This is a genomic window from Frankia sp. CcWB3, assembly GCF_977927595.1.
Genome location: NZ_CDWRCK010000055.1, coordinates 1 through 17,979 on the forward strand (window position 1 = coordinate 1; position 17,979 = coordinate 17,979).

At 69.4% G+C, this 17,979-nt stretch carries 14 protein-coding genes, 2 pseudogenes and 1 riboswitch; of the genes and pseudogenes, 8 read left to right on the plus strand and 8 right to left on the minus strand.

Features of this window, described 5'->3' with window-relative positions; translation table 11 throughout:
* Positions 1-702 precede the first annotated feature (702 nt).
* From ACY5KJ_RS06680 to ACY5KJ_RS06700, 5 genes are all read left to right on the plus strand, one after another.
* Complete coding sequence (locus ACY5KJ_RS06680; protein WP_462187280.1) at positions 703-1,185, plus strand: CarD family transcriptional regulator; 483 nt, start codon at positions 703-705, stop codon at positions 1,183-1,185.
* Between the two features lie 242 nt (positions 1,186-1,427).
* Positions 1,428-2,198, plus strand: a complete 771-nt coding sequence (gene ispD / locus ACY5KJ_RS06685; protein ID WP_462187281.1) for a 2-C-methyl-D-erythritol 4-phosphate cytidylyltransferase — start codon at positions 1,428-1,430, stop codon at positions 2,196-2,198.
* A complete protein-coding gene (ispF, locus tag ACY5KJ_RS06690; protein ID WP_462187282.1) occupies positions 2,195-2,755 on the plus strand; it encodes a 2-C-methyl-D-erythritol 2,4-cyclodiphosphate synthase in 561 nt (186 codons plus the stop codon). Before ispD ends, ispF begins: the two co-directional genes overlap by 4 nt.
* 104 nt (positions 2,756-2,859) lie before the next feature.
* The gene (locus ACY5KJ_RS06695; RefSeq protein ID WP_462187283.1) at positions 2,860-3,252 is read left to right on the plus strand and encodes a PPOX class F420-dependent oxidoreductase; all 393 of its coding nucleotides are present in this window, start codon (positions 2,860-2,862) and stop codon (positions 3,250-3,252) included.
* A 47-nt stretch (positions 3,253-3,299) separates the two neighbouring features.
* Positions 3,300-4,880: a cysteine--tRNA ligase gene (locus ACY5KJ_RS06700; protein WP_462187284.1), complete on the plus strand. Its 1,581-nt coding sequence runs from the start codon at positions 3,300-3,302 to the stop codon at positions 4,878-4,880.
* 113 nt (positions 4,881-4,993) lie between these two features.
* Here ACY5KJ_RS06700 and ACY5KJ_RS06705 read toward each other — a convergent pair whose 3' ends face one another.
* The 3 genes from ACY5KJ_RS06705 to ACY5KJ_RS06715 all read right to left on the minus strand — a co-directional run bounded on the left by ACY5KJ_RS06705 (position 4,994) and on the right by ACY5KJ_RS06715 (position 8,232).
* Positions 4,994-6,490 carry an FHA domain-containing protein gene (locus ACY5KJ_RS06705; RefSeq protein ID WP_462202996.1) on the minus strand — a complete coding sequence of 499 codons (1,497 nt, stop codon included), beginning with the start codon at positions 6,488-6,490 and terminating at the stop codon, positions 4,994-4,996.
* 75 nt (positions 6,491-6,565) lie between these two features.
* Positions 6,566-7,120 (minus strand): hypothetical protein, encoded by a 555-nt coding sequence (locus ACY5KJ_RS06710; protein WP_462202997.1) that lies wholly within the window; start codon positions 7,118-7,120, stop codon positions 6,566-6,568.
* Entirely contained in the window at positions 7,120-8,232 is a 1,113-nt protein-coding gene (locus ACY5KJ_RS06715; protein ID WP_462202998.1) for a PP2C family protein-serine/threonine phosphatase, read from the minus strand. Before ACY5KJ_RS06715 ends, ACY5KJ_RS06710 begins: the two co-directional genes overlap by 1 nt.
* A 664-nt stretch (positions 8,233-8,896) precedes the next feature.
* Between ACY5KJ_RS06715 and rlmB the strand changes: the two genes are divergently transcribed.
* Positions 8,897-9,988 carry a 23S rRNA (guanosine(2251)-2'-O)-methyltransferase RlmB gene (rlmB, locus tag ACY5KJ_RS06720; protein WP_462187287.1) on the plus strand — a complete coding sequence of 364 codons (1,092 nt, stop codon included), beginning with the start codon at positions 8,897-8,899 and terminating at the stop codon, positions 9,986-9,988.
* A gap of 208 nt (positions 9,989-10,196) precedes the next feature.
* Here rlmB and ACY5KJ_RS06725 read toward each other — a convergent pair whose 3' ends face one another.
* The 5 genes and pseudogenes from ACY5KJ_RS06725 to ACY5KJ_RS06745 all read right to left on the minus strand — a co-directional run bounded on the left by ACY5KJ_RS06725 (position 10,197) and on the right by ACY5KJ_RS06745 (position 16,537).
* Positions 10,197-10,577 carry a transglycosylase family protein gene (locus ACY5KJ_RS06725; protein ID WP_462187288.1) on the minus strand — a complete coding sequence of 127 codons (381 nt, stop codon included), beginning with the start codon at positions 10,575-10,577 and terminating at the stop codon, positions 10,197-10,199.
* Between the two features lie 2 nt (positions 10,578-10,579).
* A riboswitch (cyclic di-AMP (ydaO/yuaA leader) is annotated at positions 10,580-10,755 on the minus strand.
* Positions 10,756-11,242: 487 nt separating this feature from the next.
* Positions 11,243-12,328, minus strand: coding sequence for a peptide deformylase (locus ACY5KJ_RS06730; RefSeq protein WP_462202999.1), 1,086 nt, complete (start codon positions 12,326-12,328; stop codon positions 11,243-11,245).
* Positions 12,312-12,896 (minus strand): helix-turn-helix domain-containing protein, encoded by a 585-nt coding sequence (locus ACY5KJ_RS06735; protein ID WP_462203000.1) that lies wholly within the window; start codon positions 12,894-12,896, stop codon positions 12,312-12,314. The genes ACY5KJ_RS06730 and ACY5KJ_RS06735 overlap by 17 nt, the downstream gene beginning before the upstream one ends.
* A gap of 765 nt (positions 12,897-13,661) precedes the next feature.
* A pseudogene (locus ACY5KJ_RS06740) lies at positions 13,662-14,821 on the minus strand (alkaline phosphatase PhoX).
* Positions 14,822-15,163: 342 nt separating this feature from the next.
* Positions 15,164-16,537 carry a lipase gene (locus ACY5KJ_RS06745; RefSeq protein WP_462187291.1) on the minus strand — a complete coding sequence of 458 codons (1,374 nt, stop codon included), beginning with the start codon at positions 16,535-16,537 and terminating at the stop codon, positions 15,164-15,166.
* Between the two features lie 176 nt (positions 16,538-16,713).
* Here ACY5KJ_RS06745 and ACY5KJ_RS06750 point away from each other — a divergent pair, with 176 nt between their 5' ends.
* Together ACY5KJ_RS06750 and ACY5KJ_RS06755 are read left to right on the plus strand one after the other, a co-directional pair.
* Positions 16,714-17,763, plus strand: a complete 1,050-nt coding sequence (locus ACY5KJ_RS06750; protein ID WP_462187292.1) for an ABC transporter transmembrane domain-containing protein — start codon at positions 16,714-16,716, stop codon at positions 17,761-17,763.
* Positions 17,723-17,979 (plus strand): annotated as a pseudogene (locus ACY5KJ_RS06755) (ABC transporter ATP-binding protein); the annotation flags it as partial. The gene ACY5KJ_RS06750 and the pseudogene ACY5KJ_RS06755, both read left to right, overlap by 41 nt.

Below are 17,979 nucleotides of genomic sequence, written 5' to 3' on the forward strand. Positions count from 1 at the left end.
GATGAACTTCCCAAACAGGCCCTAACACTAGCCATCCCTCGGCATCACGTGCGGAGGCTGTGGGCGGTACGAAACCCGTGGATCTGGCCCAGGAGCACGCTCGGGCCGGATTCCGGCGCCGTAGCCGGGCCGGCTGGCCTGGGCGGTTGGTCCGAGCGGCCCCGGACGTGGGCAGCATCACGGCGTGGGGGGAGTCACGACCTGTCGGGCGACCCGGCGGGCGCCGTCCGTTCCATGGCGATAGCCCGTTTCATGGCGGGATGACCGTTGCATGGTCGAGACGACCGTTACATGGTGATGTGGCGCGATGGGTGCTGGTGCGTCGGGATGCGTCGCGGCGGGACCGGGTCGGGTGGGCCCGGGTCCAGCACGGCGTCCCGGCCAGGCCGGGACGCCGTGCCGGCGGGCGGACGGGCCGGCCCCGCGCCAGGTTCGCCGCGCGGCCGCGCTCAACGTGTAGCCAACATCCGCCGGGTCGTCACCCGTTTTACCTGGTAGGCATCTTCGATGTCGGTGCGCGGCGATCTGGCGGGTGGGTGGGCGGATCTGTGCCCCTGGATGCCCGTCCTCCGGAGCGGGTGGCCGGAAGGCGGCGCCGGGGCCCTCACCTTGGCGTTGCTGGTCTTGGTACCTGCAGCGTGCGTCTGACCTGCGGCGATGCGTGCGTGTTACGCTGGTAGAGGCGGAAGGGGCACGTGACACATGGCGTTCCAAGTCGGCGAGACCGTTGTTTACCCGCATCATGGTGCTGCTCTGATTGACGCGATTGAAACTCGCGTCATCAAGGGCGAGGAAAAACTCTATCTCGTGCTGAAGGTCGCTCAGGGCGATCTGACTGTCCGAGTTCCGGCCGACAATGTCGGCATGGTCGGGGTGCGTGACGTCGTCGGGCAGGACGGGCTGGAACGGGTGTTCGAGGTGCTCCGCGCCCCGCACACCGAGGAGCCCACCAACTGGTCGCGACGGTACAAGGCAAATCTTGAGAAGCTCGCCTCCGGCGATGTGAACAAGGTGGCCGAGGTCGTCCGTGACCTGTGGCGACGCGATCGCGAACGCGGTCTTTCCGCGGGCGAGAAGCGAATGTTGAGCAAGGCCCGGCAAATCCTCCTCAGCGAGCTTGCGCTCGCCGAGGGCAGCAACGAGGACAAGGCGGAGGCCATGCTCGACGAGGTTCTCGCCGGATGATCGTGGGCTTGTTGGCGCAGGCGTAATTCGTCCGGCCGACAGGCGATCTATTCGGCACGGCATGATAATCCGGAAAGGCATTCTCTTTCCGGGAGACCGCCGTCCCGAGCGCGTTGCCGACTCAGGTTCCGGCTGAGTGGCGTCGAGACGGTGGTGGGCGGTGTTGCGCCCACCGGCGGCTCGCGCCGAGCCGGCTGGATCGGCCATGCCCTCGTGGCGGATGGCACACGGGAGGTCCTGTGGTGGGCGAAGGTCACCGGTTGCCGGTGGCGAGCCCCCGGGTGGCGGCGATCGTGCCGGCTGCCGGCCGGGGTGAGCGGCTGGGGGGAGGTACTCCCAAGACGCTGCGAGCCCTCGGTGGCAGGCCCATGCTGGTGCGTACGGTGGAATCGTTGCGCCGCTCCAGGCTAGTGACGCAGATCGTTGTCGCGGCGTCACCGACGCTGGTCGATGCCGTGGCCCAGTTGCTCGGCGGGGGCGTGCATGTGATCGCCGGCGGCGCCGAGCGGGTGGATTCGGTCCGCCGCGCCCTGCGGGCCGTGGACGACGACGTCTCCGTGGTACTGGTCCACGACGCCGCCCGGCCGCTGACGCCCCCCGAGCTGGTCGACGCGGTGGCGGCGGCGGTGCTCGACGGGCATCCCGCGGTGATTCCCGTCGTGCCGCTAGCCGACACGGTCAAGGAGGTGGACGCCGACGGGCGGGTGGTGCGTACCCCGCCGCGGGACGGCTTGCGAGCCGTGCAGACCCCGCAGGGATTCCGCCGCGACGTGCTGAGCGCCGCGTATGCGCTCGAGGACATCGCCGTGACCGACGATGCGGGACTGGTGGAGGCTCTGGGAGTGCCGGTGACGACCATTCCCGGTGCGCAGGAGGCATTCAAGGTGACTCGACCGGCGGATCTCGTGCTCGCCGAGGCGCTACTCGCCCGCTGCGACCTCGCGGACGACGCCCGGCCCGCGGAGCCCCAGTTCGCGGGCGCCCGGTCCACGGACGCCTGGAGTGGCGGATGACCGGCGGCCCGCGGCGGGACGAGCCCGTCGTGGATGCCGCGCTTACCAGCCGGCAGGCTCCCGCGTCCAGTTTGGTGAACACGGTGATCCTGCCCCGGGTCGGCGTCGGGGTCGATGTGCATCCGTTCGCCGCCGGCCGGCCGTGCTGGGTGGCCTGCCTGGAATGGCCGGGGGAGACCGGGCTCGCCGGGCACTCCGACGGGGACGTCGCCGCACACGCGGCTTGTGACGCACTTCTCACCGCCTCGTGCCTCGGTGATCTGGGTCGAGTTTTCGGCACGGACCGACCGGAGTACGCGGGTGCGTCGGGCGCGGTCCTGCTGGCCGAGACGGCGCGGCTTCTCGGTGCCGCCGGTTGGGCGATCGGCAACGTCTCGGTCCAGGTCATCGGGAATCGGCCCAGGATGGCCGGGCGTCGCGAGGAGGCGCAGAAGGCGATGTCCGTGGCCTTGGGCGCCTCGGTGAGCCTGTCGGCCACCACCACCGACGGACTCGGCCTCACTGGGCGGGGCGAAGGCTTGGCCGCCATCGCGACCGCGCTCGTCGTCCGCGCCTGACGGCGGGCCTATCACCGGTGATATGCCGTTTTGTCATCGACTGACCGCGTGCCGGCGCGGAGATGAGAGGGTGAGCCGACCCTGGCCCCTCCCCGAGGAGTCTGATGGCTGACCGCCTTCCAGAGTTGGTGAGGGCCCTTGCCGACGCCCGGACCTACGTCGTTCTGGCGACGATCCAGCCCGACGGCTCGCCGCGGATGACGGTGCTGTGGGTGGACCGCGACGAGGACGAACTGCTGCTGTCCACGGTGCGGGGGCGTGCGAAGGAACGCGACATCGCAAGGGATCCGCGGGTCGGACTGATGTTCCTCGACCAGGGCGATCCCTACGGTTACATCGAGGTCCGCGGGACCGCTACCCTGACCGAGGATGGCGGCCGGGAACTGATCGACCGGCTGTCGGTGAAGTACACCGGAGACGTGTACCGGTGGGATGATCCGGATGAGGCCAGGGTGGTCGTCCGGGTCGTGGCCGACCGGGTACTGACGGTCGGCTGACCCTCCCCTTGGGTCCCGTCGGTCGAGCGGGGCCGTACCCTTGACAGATGGGTCTCCACCTCCACGACACGCGCAGGCGGCGTGTGCGGCCATTCGAGCCGCTACGCCCCGGTCACGTGGGCGTCTACGTGTGTGGGCCCACCGTGCAGGCGGCCCCGCATGTGGGCCACATCCGCACGGCGCTGCCCTTCGATCTGCTGCGCCGGTGGCTGGTGCAGTCCGGCCACTCGGTGACCTTTGTGCAGAACGTCACCGACATCGACGACAAAATCATCATCAACGCGGATCGGGACGGCACCTCGGTCTGGGAGCTCGCCACCCGGCAGACCCGTGCGTTCGACGACGCCTACCGCACTCTCGGGATCCTGCCCCCGACGATCCAGCCGCGTGCCACCGGTCACATCCCCGAGATGATCGCGCTGGTGTCGGCCCTCGTGGAGAGGGGATACGCGTACGCCAGCGGCGGTTCGGTCTGGTTCCGGGTGGGTGCGTTCGTCGACTACGGAGCGATGTCGCACCAGCGACCCGACGCGATGCAACCGTCCGTGGAGGCCGAGCCCGGCAAGGCTGACCCCCGCGACTTCGCGTTGTGGAAGGCAGCCAGGCCCGGCGAACCGTTTTGGTCGTCCCCCTGGGGTGACGGCCGGCCGGGCTGGCATCTGGAATGCTCTGCGATGGCCGGAAAATACCTCGGCCCGGTCTTCGACATCCACGGCGGCGGACTCGACCTGATTTTCCCGCACCACGAGAACGAACGTGCCCAGACGGTCTGCGCCGCCACGGCCCGCCCGGTGTCGAACGCGGCTTCGGCCGATTCGCCCGGCCCCGGTGGCGGCGAGCCCGGTGGTGGCGAGATGGCGCGCTACTGGATGCACGTCGGCCTGCTGACGACCGGCGGGACGAAGATGTCGAAGTCGTTGGGAAATTCCGTCCTGGTGGCCGACGCCCTCGACGAGGTCCGTCCGCAGGTTCTGCGTTATCATCTGCTTTCCGCGCACTACCGGTCCACGCTCGACTACAGCGCCGAGGCGCTGGCGGAATCCACCGCGGCCCACGACCGGGTGGAGACCTTCGTCCGCAACGCGTTGGACATCCTCGGCGGGCCCGGGGAGGCGGCGGCACTGGCAGCCGACGAGGTCGTCTCGTCGTCGACCGCAGGGACGGCGGGGAAGGCCGGGACGCGGCCGACGGTGGCCGGAGCCCGGCCGGTGCCAGTTCCCGGGCTGGGTGGTGAGCCGAGGCTCACCCCGCGGCGGGCCTGGTCCGATTTCACCACCGCTATGGACGACGATCTCGCCGTCGGGCGTGCGCTGGCGGCCCTGTTCGGCGCGGTGAGTCAGGGACACCAGGTGCTGTCGAAGGCTCACAGCCGGGAGTTGGCCGGGTGGGTGGACGTGACCCGGCGGATGCTGAACATCTTCGGTCTCGACCCGCATGAGCAGTGGCCTACCGCAGGTGCCGAGTTCAGGCCGGCGCTGGACGGCGCGATGCAGGTCGTGCTGGATCTGCGGTCCGCGGCCCGGGCCCGGCGGGACTATGCGGAAGCCGACGCCATCCGCTCGAGACTGGCAGCCGCCGGCCTGATCGTGGAGGACACTCCAGAGGGCCAGCGCTGGCATCTGGCCTGAGCCGACCGACCAGGCCTCACCAGGTTGATCAGCGTTGACGCCGTGACGATCAGTTGACTGATCTGATCGGCAGGCCGCCTGCCGCCCCGGACGGCGGCAGGCGACCCGGTAGATCAGCGGGCGCGCAATGTGATGCGCGTCCAGGCGCCCAGGTAGACCCGGTCCCCGTCACGAAGCGGAACGGGCTGGCCGGGCTCGATGGGGTCCGGTTCGTCGTTCAGCCGGGTGCCGTTGGTGGATCCCGGGTCGCGGACTGCGTAACCGCCGTCGGGCAGCAGCTCGAACAGGGCGTGGCTGCGGGAGATTCCCGGGTCCTCCGGCGCTCCGGACAGGTCGATGTCCGGATGGATGCCACGGGACTCGCTGCGCCGCCCCACGAGCATCTGAGAGCCGGCCAGGGCGAAGACCCGACGAGGGTAGAAGGTCGGGAACGGGACCCGGTGGTCGTCGCCGCTGTCGTAGTACTCGCGCTCCGCCTCGACGATGGCTTCCCAGACGGTGCTGCCCGTCGGCGCGCGGTCCCGATCCCAGCCGGCGCCACGCCCGGCGCCGGCCCGTGGGTCGTCGAGGACCGCGTCACGGGGGTCGACGTGGCCGCCGCGGGTGCCGCTGTGCCGCGGGTCGATGAGTTCCGGGTTACCCAGCCGTGGATCATTCAGCCGTGGATCACTCAGCCGCGGGTCGGCGCCGGGCCGAGCGTGCCGCGGGTCGGTCGTGTGCCGCGGGTTGCCGCCCCGGCTCTGGGTGACCCGGTCGATGGATGGCGGGGGTGGAGCGGAGGCGTCCATGCCCAGCGGGTCCGCACCGTAGCCGTACTCGGCGTCGCGTCGGCTCCGGCGGTGCGTGTCCGACTCGCGGTCAAGGTCGCCCCGCGGATCCGGATATCCACCCGGCGTCCGGCTGTCGCGGCCGGTGGGGTAGCCGCCGCGGTCGGCCCGGTCGTCATGGCCGCGGTCGTCATGGCCGCGGCCGTAGGGGTCGCGGTCATAGGGGTCGTGGGGATCGCGGGAGTCGCGGTCGAGGTCGGGGTAGCCGCCCGGGACGCGCTCCTCGCGGCTGTCGCGGCCGACGGGGTAGCCACCCTGGTCGGCCCGGTCGTCATGGCCGCGGCCGTAGGGGTCGCGGTCATAGGGGTCCTGGGGATCGCGGCTGTCGCGGCCGACGGGGTAGCCGCCACGGTTCTCCGGCGTGCCCCAGTCTCGACCGTAGGGATCGCGCCCGTGGTCGATCCGGTCGTCGGGGGCCGGCCGCTCGTCACGCCCGCGTGGGTAGGGGTCACGATCATAGCCACCGGGCGGGCCGTAGGGGTCCTCCTGATAACCGCGGCCCCCCCGGGACTGGTCGGGGTAGCCGTCACGGCCATACCCGCCGTACGAGTCGCCACCGCGCGGGTCGCCGACGCGCGGCGGGTCCGTCACCCCGGGCAGGTCGGCTGGCGAACGGCGGATGCCCAACGGGTCGTAGCCACCTGGACCGTCCGCATCCGGGCCGGTCTGCTCGGCTGGCCCACGCCGACGGTTCCCGTCAGCCGAGCGGCCGGGGGCATCTGCTCCGTAGGGAGCTCGCCCGCCGTCCTCCGGACGGTATTCGTACCTCTCCTGACCACTCATGATCCCAATTCCGCACCGATCGCAGTAGTCGGGTCGTGAGACAGGTGCCCCGTAGGGCATCGTGCCCTCACCTGATCACCGGTTCACCCGGAGGGTCCTCGTCGATCGTGCGTCAAGGACCATCTCATCGATCTTCTTGACGTTCTTCTTCAACCGAACCGTACCTGTTGTGGCATTGTCGACGTGAACCACCTTCTGTAGGAGGCGGTAGGTGTCTTCGTTGCCGGAGGCGAGCGCCAGCTGAGCGTCGCGTCCGAGCAACAGTGTCGCAGTCGCCTCGTCGCCGGCCCGACGCGCCTCCAGGCCCCGTAGCACCGCGGCCGGGAGTTCCACCTGGTCGGTGTAGTGGGTGACTGGGTCGCTGATCCGGCTCCACTGGGTCTCATCGTCCGTCCAAACCGCTCGGACCAGCGCCTTTGACGCCACCCGGCCGTCGACGACGAGGCTGACCCGCGCCGCCGACGTCTCGGTTCCCAGCGCGCGGGCGGGCACCTGGACACTCAGGTGGTAGTCGCGCGACTCGATTCCCCACGCGCCGGTAGGGTAGCCGAAGCAGCGTTCGTCCGCGGGCGTGGCCTCGCCCGTCAGATCACGTACCACGGGTGCGACCTCCGCGGTGAAGACGCTCATCAGTCCTCCACCCGGGCGGCCACCACCGTGATGTTGTCGTGTCCCCCGGAGTCGATGGCGAAATCGACGAGGTGGCGGGCGACGTCGATGGCCTCGCAGTGGGGTGGGAGCTGGTTGACCAGCGCGGCCATCACGTCGGGCCGGGACACGTAGTTCCACAGCCCGTCGCTGCAGACCAGTACCGTGGCCGGCGCCTCGATTGGGAACATCTCGGTGTGCGGCACGACGTCCTCGACGTCGCCGCCCAGCCAGCGGGTGAGGGTGTGCGCCCGCCGGTGTGTCTCGGCCTCGTTGGCTGGGATGAGCCCCGCGCGCGCGGCCTCAGCCGCCCAGGTGTCGTCGGCGGTCAGCCGCTCGCACCAGCGCGGACCGAGCAGGTAGACCCGGCTGTCGCCGACCCAGCCGACCGTGACCATGCCCGGGCCGTCCGGGGTCGGCGGGGTGACGATGGCCGCGGCGAACGTGCACGACGGCGCCATCCGCCCCTCGGCCGCGCTGAGTTGGGCGATGGTCGCCTGGGCCGCGTCGACGGCGGCGTGCAGCGCGGCCTCGGCGTCCTCCGGGGAGAACCCGCCGACGACCGTGCGGGGCGATGTTCGTGGCTTCTTGTAGTCGGCATACGACGGTTCGAGGATGTCGAGCATCTCCTCGGCCCGGCTGACGCCGCGCGACGGGCGGGTGTCGTGGTGGACGGGGCGCCCCGGGCCGTGGGCACGCACCGCATCCGCGAGGACGGCCATGGCGGTGGTCGCCGCGGCGGCCGAGGCCTGCCCGGAGCCCGGAGTGGTCGACACGCCGTCACACACCACCGCGATCAGCGTGCCGTACACGACGGCCAGGCCCATGGCGTCCTCGTTGGTGGTGTGCCGGACGCCGCGGTCGCACACGCCGGCGAGCTGGCCGAGGTCGACCTCGCTGTGGTCGGCGTCGCCGTGGCCGGGGTCCGGACCCTCCAGCCCGTGACCACAGACCTCGCAGTACCGGTCGTCGGCATACACCGGCGCCGCACACACCGGGCAGCGACCCAGGTCGTCGTCGAGTTCGAACGGCCCCCCGGTGATCTGGTAGGCGACTGTGGGGGCGTCGTCATGCGGGTTGAGGTCCACCGTCATGCCGCCGGGAGAAATCGGCCGCGGCCGGAAACAGCCGGGGGAACGCATGCGGGCGGTGTGCGCAGAGCCATGTGCTGGGTGCCTCCTGCCCCTGACGGTCCGGGCCTTGACGGTTGGGTCGCTAACGGCCGGATCGTCGATGCTCGCCGTGGCCGTCTCGGGACACCGACGGCGCGCGCCCGATGATCGACCGAGGTGGTCACACTCGTCGAGCTGGTCATCACGCATTCATGGAGACGTATTCTCCCAGCTTCCCCCGCGGCACGTCGAGGGTGCAGATCGCCGTGCCGGCGACCTGATCCGACGCGCCCGCCATCGTCGGCGGGCGACCCTAAAAGAGCGTAAAGGCCGGGGGTGGATGGTGGCAGGGCCCCCGCACTCCGGGGAACCCCGGGCCCGCCGGTCGGCGTGGTGATGCGCACCTGACCCTCCTGACGCCGGTGAGGGGCGGCCGGACCACGTCAGGTCGGGCCGTGGGCCTGCCGGCCCTCAGGATAGGGCGCCGGGTCCCCGGAAACAGCCATGTCGAGGTATGCCCATGGCAGAGCTCCTCCGCCGAGCTCCTGCCGAGCTCTCGCTGAGCGTGCCCCGACACGCCGGTGTCGTCCGCTGTATACCATGGTCACATGGTCATTCCCCGGGCGTGTACTGGTCGGTGGTCCTGATGGCCGGCGCCGCTCGCCGGGGCGGTGGGATCGCCCGCGGCGGTCAGGGCGGTCGGGCCGCCAAGTCCGGTTCCCACCGCAAGGGGGCCTCCACGGGCAGCGGCGGTCACGGCCGCAAGGCGCTGGAGGGCCGTGGGGCCACGCCGCCCGCGCAGCTGCGCCCCGGCCATCCCGCCCAGCGTCGTGCGGCGGCGGCTGCTGCGGCCCGTTCCGCATCGGCCGGAGCCGAGCGGGGTCGAGCGGCCGCCGGCCGGCGCGGGGATGGTGGCCGCGCCGTCGCCGCTGCGGCCACCACCGGGCCGAGCGCCGCGGGGGGTTCCGCGGGGACCGGGCGCCCACGGCGGACCGAGGGCGACGAGCTGGTGGTCGGGCGCAACGCGGTGGTCGAGGCGCTGCGGGCCGGGGTGCCGTCGTCGACCCTTTTCATCGCCGGCGGGCTGGACTTCGACGAGCGGCTCGCCGACGCCCGCCGACTCGCCGGGCGGGCCGGGATCGCCGTGGCCGACGTCGGCCGCACGGATCTCGACCGGATGTGTGGCACCGCTCCGCATCAGGGTCTCGTCCTCGTGGTACCGCCGTTCCGGTATGCCCATCCGGATGATCTCCTCGCCCGCGCGCGCTCGTCCCCCCCCGGTCTGCTGCTGGCGCTGGACGGGGTCACCGATCCCCGCAACCTCGGGGCTGTGGTGCGCTCGGCCGCCGCCTTCGGTGCCCATGGCGTCGTCGTTCCGGAGCGTAGGGCCGCCGGCATGACCGCCGCGGCCTGGAAGACCTCGGCGGGGGCCGCCGCCCGGCTGCCGGTGGCGCGCGCCACCAACCTGGCCCGCACGCTCGTCTCCTACGCGGCGGGCGGCCAGTTCGTCGTCGGTCTGGCCGTGGGCGGCGAGGTGAGCATCGACGAGCTCACGATGGCGACCGACCCACTCGTCCTGGTGATCGGCTCCGAGGGACGCGGGTTGTCCAGGCTGGTCGAGCATCGCTGCGACGTGAGGGTCCGGATCCCCATGGCGGGTGCGGTGGAGTCCCTCAACGCGGGGGTGGCCGCTGGGATCACGCTGGCCGAGATCGCCCGCCGCCGTCGGATCGGCTGAGCCGGCCGATCGGTGGGTCCGCCGGGTCTCCGCCGCCGGGCGGGGCTGCGGAAGTTGACCTGGCCGGCGTCGCCGTGACCGGGAAACCGTGACCGGGAAACGTAGCGCGCAGCCCCGTGTCCCGGAGGGGACACGGGGCTGCTGGCCGCGCGCCGATCAGTACCGGCCGGGCGCGGACAGTGAAAGCTGGCGCGGGAAGTCGGGCAGCTCAGATCTTGTGACCCCAGCACGGCTTCGATGCGTACCAGGGGCTCGTCCCCTGCTGGGCGTACAGGATGCGGGCGCGGTGCCACTGCTCGGCGACGCTGGCGTGCTGCGGCAGACCCTTGCCGCCGACCCCGCGCCAAGTGCTGGGCAGGAACTGGAACAGCCCGCCGGCGCCGATGGAGTTGACCACGCGCGGGTTTCCCCCGGACTCACACGGAATCACCTTGGAGAGGAAGCGGTCGGCATTCGTCGACGCGCTGGCCGGCTGGGACAGCGCGAGGCCACCGCCGATCGAGGCCGTGAGAGTGGTGGCGGCGATCAAGGCCCGGGAACCGAGCCTGATGCGGTTGAGGCCACGAGCGAGCGAACGAGCGTTGGACATTGAGTTGCCCTTCCCCACGCCTGCGAGGTGAGCTGTCGGGTTCGGGCTGGGAATGCCCGGCCGCGCATCGCGGCTTCACCCCGAGAACGCCTTTTCGTGGCGCCCGGAATTGGTTCCCCCGCTCCTGCCGAAGGTTTGATTCTCGTCGAGCGGGGGCAGGATTCGGCGTGCCGCCCGACGCATGCCATCAGGTGACGGCACGGCAATGAACATAGCTGAGAGCGACCCAGGAAAAACAAGAGTACGTGAGGATGCACACAGTGCATCCTGTTTACTTGTCCCGATCTTTTTAATGGTGTTTCGCGCCCGCGTGCGCGCCCGATTCTAGAGGTTGTCCAGCGGGCTGGAAATCCCTAGTCCGTAGCTGGGTCGTCACGTTGACGGTAAACAATACGCGGTGCGTGGAGAAACTGTTCCGCTGCGTGGTGATCAAGCCTCCGCTGCCCGCTGCCGGCAATCTCTAACCAGGATCTGGAAAAATCTGTGCCGGCGTTCCGGCGGGCCCGCACCTATCGCCCGCTTTCCGGACTATACGGCACGGGGGAATCATGTCATATGTCGGATCTACCAGTCGGTGCCGGACACCCGGTCCCGGCGCTGCGTCGCCGCCAGCCGCCAGCCGTCATGCCGCCATGCCGCCCGCGAGGCGGGTGCGTTCGGGTCGGTCAGCGGTTGTAGGACCAGGCCGAGCCGGTACCCCGGTACTGCTCCACCGGGATCGGTGTGGTTCCGGCCCGCATCCGATCCGTGTAGAGCTGACCGTGCAGGTGGTCGATCTCGTGGGCGACAAGCCGCGCCAGCCCCTGCCGATAGACGGTGATGTGCCGGTTGCCGTCGATATCGGTGTGTTCGACGTGCAGCTCCAGCGGCCGGGGGACGAGGCCACGGACGTCAAAGAAGCTCAGGCAGCCCTCGTACTGCTCGTCGGTCTCCCGGGAGGTTTCGATGACGCTGGGGTTGAGCAGCGTGAGCGTGTCGCCGCCCGGGGTACGCACGATCGCCGCGGCGCGGTTGATGCCGACCTGCGGCGCGGCGATGCCCATGCCCTTGCCGAAGGTGTGCAGGGCGGATACCCGTTCGAGGGCGGAGGACAGCTCGGCGACGACCCGACGCGCGTCCTCGGCCTCGTCGGGCAGGGCGAACGGGCGGGCCGACTGCCGTAGGATCGCCTCACCCTCCTGCACGATGCCAACGGCCGCCATCTGATCGCTGGGACGTGTTCCGGTCTCCGCGGCCGGATCACGTTCCGGCACGGTGGCCCGGAAGTTCCATTCCAGTCGGTAGCGGGCGTGCAGCGGCGGCTCGGTGGTCGACCAGGTGAAGATCCGCCGGTCGCCGGAGTCGGTGCGGGCGATTGCGGTCCGGAACGGGAAGGCATCGGCGGTCATCGACGTCTCCATGCCCCAGACCACGGGATCCAGCTCGGCCGGAAAGTCCAGCTGCACCGAGAGGAAACTCGTCGGTACTCGCACGGCACGCTGGAACCACGGCCCCCACTTCTCCCTGCTCACCTGGTAGCTGTAGTTGATCCATGCCGATTCGCCGGGATAGAGCGGAAATCGCCCTCGACTGTTCTCGAAGAGCAGCCAGACCTCCTTGAGCGCGTCCCAGTCGGTCTTGACCTGCCAGGCCATCTGCTCGCCGCCGCAGTGTGCGCTGAGCTGGAGGTCCTCCCAGCGCAGCGGATCGGATCGGTACAACCGCGCGGAGCGTTCCGGATCTCCCGGGAACCGGTCAACCGATATCCGCATCAGATACCGGTGACCGGTTCGCTGCCGGCGTTGAGAAGACGTCTTCGCTGGTGGGCGACGTACATGCTGTCGTCGTAGTCGTAGCGGAGTTCGGCCCGGTCCTCCTCGACGACCAGGCCCCCCGGTCCGGGGGGGACCCGGCCCGGGCTCTCGGCGACGACGGGCCCGGGGCCGGGGCCGGGTCGACGGAGGGGGTCGCGACGTGGGCCACCGGCGTCGGGCCGGGTCCGGCCGGAACCGTCGGCGGCCCGGGCGGCTCGCGCACGTCCCGTGCCGCCTCCCACGGCCGTGCGGCCAGGTGGAAATAACTACCCGGGATACGCAGCGCGTCGGCGATGCGTTCGATCAGGGAGAGCCGGGCGATGCGGTCCTCGCCCTGCATGATCCGGCTGACCCTGCTCTGGCTGAGCCCTTCCACCGGCGAGGCGATGCGATTCTGACTGGCACCGTCATATTTCTTCATCAGCCGGAACACCGCGCGGAAGTCTCGCGTCGCACACGCCGCCCGGAAGTCCTCCCGGGCCAGCAGCTTGGGCGATACCCGGTAAGGTCCAGATTCGTACGACATCGAAACGGCCTTCCATGTCGGTACGGTCGGTGAAGGCCGGAGTGAAATCGGGCGATCAGTCCTCCGTCAGTCGACACATCAGGATAACGACGCCATGCCAAACGGGCACAGATGTTCGGCTGAATGCTCGACTGTCGGATATCCGACAGCACGGGCTCGGCGGTTTCCCGGGTCTTCCCGGGTCTTCGCGGTGTATGGCGGATGTCGTGTCTGACTCCTTGCGGACAGCGACGGCTGCTGGTGGCGTGCTGTCGCCGCTGGCCGGGGTGATGTCACGGACGCCACCTAGGAGCCGGGCCGTAGATAGGTGAAGTCTTCCCCTCCAGCGCCCGGTTGCCTGTGGCGCAGACGACGACATCCGCGCGGCCCATACGAGAAAGGCATGCCTGACTGACGTTTCCGGATCCCGGTCGCCCGCGTCAGTCTTGGCGGCAGGCCGGTCCCGCCCCGCGTCGAGCCGCGACCTCCGCCGGGCGGGGCCGGCGTGACGGCGAGCCGCAGCCGGGCGTGACGCCCGAGACCTCCGGGAGGGGTCCTTGGACAGGTGGCCCTGCCCTGCCCAAGCAGGGCCACCCTCGGCCTTTGCCCGAGTCCGGGGAGCCCGCCGAACCGACGGGCCCGGCCGCGCTTGAGCCGACCGTCGCGACCACACCCCGGGGATTCGACCGCTGGGCGGTCACGGTGGCGGCCGGTTCCGACCCGAGGGGGAGGCCTTCCGCGCAGTCGGGCGCATGCCCGCGCCGCTCCTCCGTTACAGGATTTCGATCACAGCGAGGTGCGGAACGGACCAGTCACCTCGTAGGTGATGCCGCCGCTGCTGGAACCCGAGGTGCTGCGCTGGGAGGAGAAGTGAAGTACAGCCGGTTACCAGCCGGGTTGAACGCCGGTCCGGTGATCTCCGAGGAGCTCTGGCCAGTGATGCGCAGGAAGGGGGCAACGATGTCGCCGGGGGTGATGATGCAGATCTCCATGTTGCCGCCGTCCTCGGCGACGTAGAGGTCACCGACGGCGGCGACGGTGATGTTGTCGACACCGGTCAGCGGGGCGCCGGAGACGTTGTCGTCGTAGACGATCGCCAGGGTGTTGGCCGCCGCGTCGTAGGCCCACACCCGGTTGTCGCCCTTGGTGGTGAAGTAGCACTTGCCGGCCGAGTACCAGGCGCCCTCGCCGCCGTTGAACAGCTTGGCGCCCGAGACCTGGTCGCGGGTGGGTGTGGGGCTGCCGTCGGGGTCGGGCACGTTTGCCCAAGACAGCACGCCGGAGACCTCCTTGAGTACCTGCAGGGTGCCGGAGGACAGGTTGCCCCAGGTGGTGGGCACAAACCGGTAGAAACACCCGTCGGACGCGTCCTCGGTCAGGTAGATCACCTTCCGGTCCGGGTCGGCGGCAGCAGCCTCATGGTTGAATCGGCCCATCGCGGCCCGCCGGACAGCCGCGTTGACCCCCCCACGGGTCGGTCTCGTACACGTAGCCGGTGCTGGTCTCCTCACACGACAGCCAGGTGTTCCACGGGGTGGTCCCGCCCGCGCAGTTGCGGTTGGTGCCGGACAGGATGCTGTAGGCGCCAATGATGTTGGCGTTGCTGTTGAACTTCACGGCACTCACGCCGCCGCCGCCGCTGCCTACCTCGGCGTTGGACACATAGATCCAGCCCGTGCCGTTGGCGAAGCAGGCGCCGCCGTCCGGGGCCCTGTGCCAGGTGTAGCTGGTGCCCGACACGGTCTGGGTGGATCGGGCGATCACCCGGCTGGTGAAGCCTGACGGCAACATGATTCCGTTGGCGTCGGCTGACTGCAGCGGCCCGTAGGGGCTGTTACCCGGTACCGCGCCGGGTAGGCCACGGCCGCTGCGCGCCACAGCGAGCCACTGAAGGCCGCCGCGCCGACGCTAACAAGACCGGTCCGAAGGAGAGTTCGACGATCCATTCCTGCTCCCATCTCCACGTGAGGATGCCGCGCTCGCCTGAGCGTCTCCGCCCGAGCCGCAGTATTCCGTGCCGCCGGCAATCTAACGTACGGTGAGAAAATACGACAGAATCGTGGCGTGAACATTGTGAAACCGGCTGGACAACAATATCAACGTAGAGTCAAGATCGACCCGGTAATTATTCGAGCTGAAATCTTACCCAATGTTCGATGTAATTCGGATGTTGCGGTGGGGGCTGGCCTTGTGCGGTCGCGTCGGAGAGGGCGCTGGTTACTCACGTGGAACGGGTCGACGACCAGGCGGGCGTGCGGCTAGAGTCCCAGCGAGGCCTGGCGATCCGTTCAGCCCTCGCCGGTGAAGTGCAGGGTGACGCGATGCCGGTCCGACGGCCAGGCGGGCACCTGGAGAACGCCCCGGTGGGCCGTTTTTCCCCGCGGCGTCATCGCGACTTCGACCGAACGCTCACCCGCCGGGATGAACACATCTACGCCGGTAATGAAGCCGATCCCGAAATACGCCGGAATCGGCATCATGAGGTGGGTGACGCCATCGGAATTCCGGTCGAACAGGTAGACGCCCAGGGCCATTTTGAACCGGGGTGCGTCGGCGGCATTCAGCACGTTCTTCCCATCGATGCTGAGGACGTCGTCGGCGTCCCCCTGGTCCCCCCACCATTCGAGCGAGCGTTCGACGACCAGGCCGGTGTGCCCGGGACCGGTCTCCATCCCGCCGCCGATCTCCTTGCCCGGCTGGCTTGTCAGCAGGCGTACGAGGTGATCGTCGCGGCGGAACGGCTGGTAGTAGAAGTGGTGGTCGGGTTCCCCGCCGCGTACGATTACGAACTCGTAGGTGGAGGCGCCGTCACCCCGGAACGGACCCCAGGATCCGTCGCCGGAGAGGTGGAAATAACCTTTGAGGCTGTTCGCCCCCCGCCGGCCCGTCCGTGGGTCGACCCGGTGAACCTCCAGTCTGGCGTCCCGCACACCGACATTCATCGGATAGAGCAGGGCTCGGCCGGAGATCTCGATCGGGCCCTGCTTCGGCACCACGCCGGTCGTGTGCGGAGTGGTTCCGGTGAGGAACCGGTACATCTCCCTGAAGGTGGCCGCCGAGGTCAGGAGTTGGGCGCGGTCCTGGTCGACGAACCGCACGTTGGCGGCCCCCTCGACGCGCCGGGTCGGATCGTTCTCGCCCCAGACCGCCAGGGTGGGCACCCCGGCCGGGGGTCTGCCCGCGAGCGAGCCTCCGACAGTGACGTAGTGCGCGACCCGGTTCGCCCGGTCGGACGAGCTGGTCAGGTACCGCTCGCTCAACGCGGCGCCCTCGAGATGTGCCACCAGATCGAGCTTCTTCGCCCCGGTCGCCTTGAGGACACTGGCGATCTTCGCATCGAGGTTCGGGAGGACCTCCTTGACGGGGTTGGCCGAGGACGACGCGTCGTAGTCGAAGGCCTCGACGTGGTCGACGGGATAGCCGTTTGCGGTGAATCGTTGCGCCGGTGTCTCGAAGAGGCTGCCCGACCCGAGGCTGCCGTGCACGAACAGGATCGGGAGGCGAGAGGCATCCGGGGCGGCGTCCGCGGCGTCCGCCAGCTCCCGCGCGAGCGCCGGGGAGCGTCCTGCGCCGGGCTCCGTGCCGCCACTGCCGGAACAGGCGACCGCCAGTCCGGCGATGGCAAGCGCGCTCAGCAGGTGGAAGCAACGGCGGCGAGCCACTCGACGTCCCTTTCCCTCGGGATATCCGACGGCCACGCACCGGGCCACCGTCAGCATTTCTCCGGTCGGTTACACCTCGGTAACGGCGCACCACTGGATCGGACGTTCTCCGCGTCCGACGCATCTCTGGCCAGAGCACAGTACATCGGGCCAGCGCACAGGACGGCCAGGCCCGCGTGAGCTTCGGTGCGGACGCGGCCGTGCCCCTGGTCAAAAACAAGGTGCGGGCCCGGCCAGTCGCCTGTCATCATCTCGGCGTGGACAGCGCGGCCGGCGGGGTTCCGCATCAGGAGGTGCGGTCGCCTGGCATCGGTTCCCGGGGCACCGGTCAAAACGGCACCGGCCCGGACGGCACCGGCCCGGACGGTGTCGGCACCGCCGTGGACAACCTCGTTTCCCGCCGGGTGGAGCGGCAGGCCGCCCTGCGTTCCTATCTGCGTTTCGTCGCGACCTTCAAGGGGCCGGCTCTCCTGGTCGTCGGTGTCTTCGTCCTGTCCAACAGCCTGCTCGCCGTGATACCGGTCTTCATCGGCCTTTTCGTGCAGGCTCTCGCCGCTGCCCCGGTACAGACCCACGACGCGTACCTGTACGCCGGCGTCCTTCTCGCATGCAACATCGGCCATGACCTGACCTGGCGTGGTGCCGAGGTGCTGTATCTCCGGCTGCTCAACCACCGGGGCTACGAATACGAGAACATTCTCTTTGGAAATGTCATAAACGAGCGGTACCCATACTTCGTCGGCAAGTTCACCGGAAAGATCAGCAGCTATGTGAGCACGCTCGGCCGCGAGTTCCGAGAGATCCTCGAGACGGCGTGCTTCACGTACGTCGAACAGTTGGTCAAGGTTCCGGCGATCATAATGATCATGTTCTCGGTGAACCTCTACTCGGGCCTGACCTTCCTGGGTTCCGTCGCGATTATGCTTCTTGTCGGCAGGCACACCGTCAGTCGTTCGGCCCGCGCGGAGAAGCGGCTCGCGGACGAGGTCTCGGAGATGGACGGTTACGTGATCGACGTCATCTCGAACTTCGTGAGTGTGAAGTCGTTCCTCCAGGAGGAGGCCGAGTACGAGCGGGTCCGCCGGCGTCGTCGCCGGGTCATCGCCGCCGCGTATCGCTCGTCCTTCTGGAGCATTGTGTTCTGGAACCTCGATGAGCCTCGTGGTCCGGTATCTCGTCTGGCCGGTGTCGATCGTCCTCAACCTGCATCTGTTCCTCCGCGGTGAGATGAGCCTGGCCCAGTTCACGACCTTTCTCTCCGCGCTGGTCCTCTTCTCCGACTTTATCTGGGGGACGGTGTGGGAGATCGCGCAGCTTAATCTCCGGCTCGCCCGAATCGAGGAAGCCTACCACTATCTCTTCGCTGGTCGGGACATCCTGTCGGCCAGTCCGGATAATTCGGCTGGTCCGGATAATTCAGCCGGTTCAGCCGGTTCAGCCGG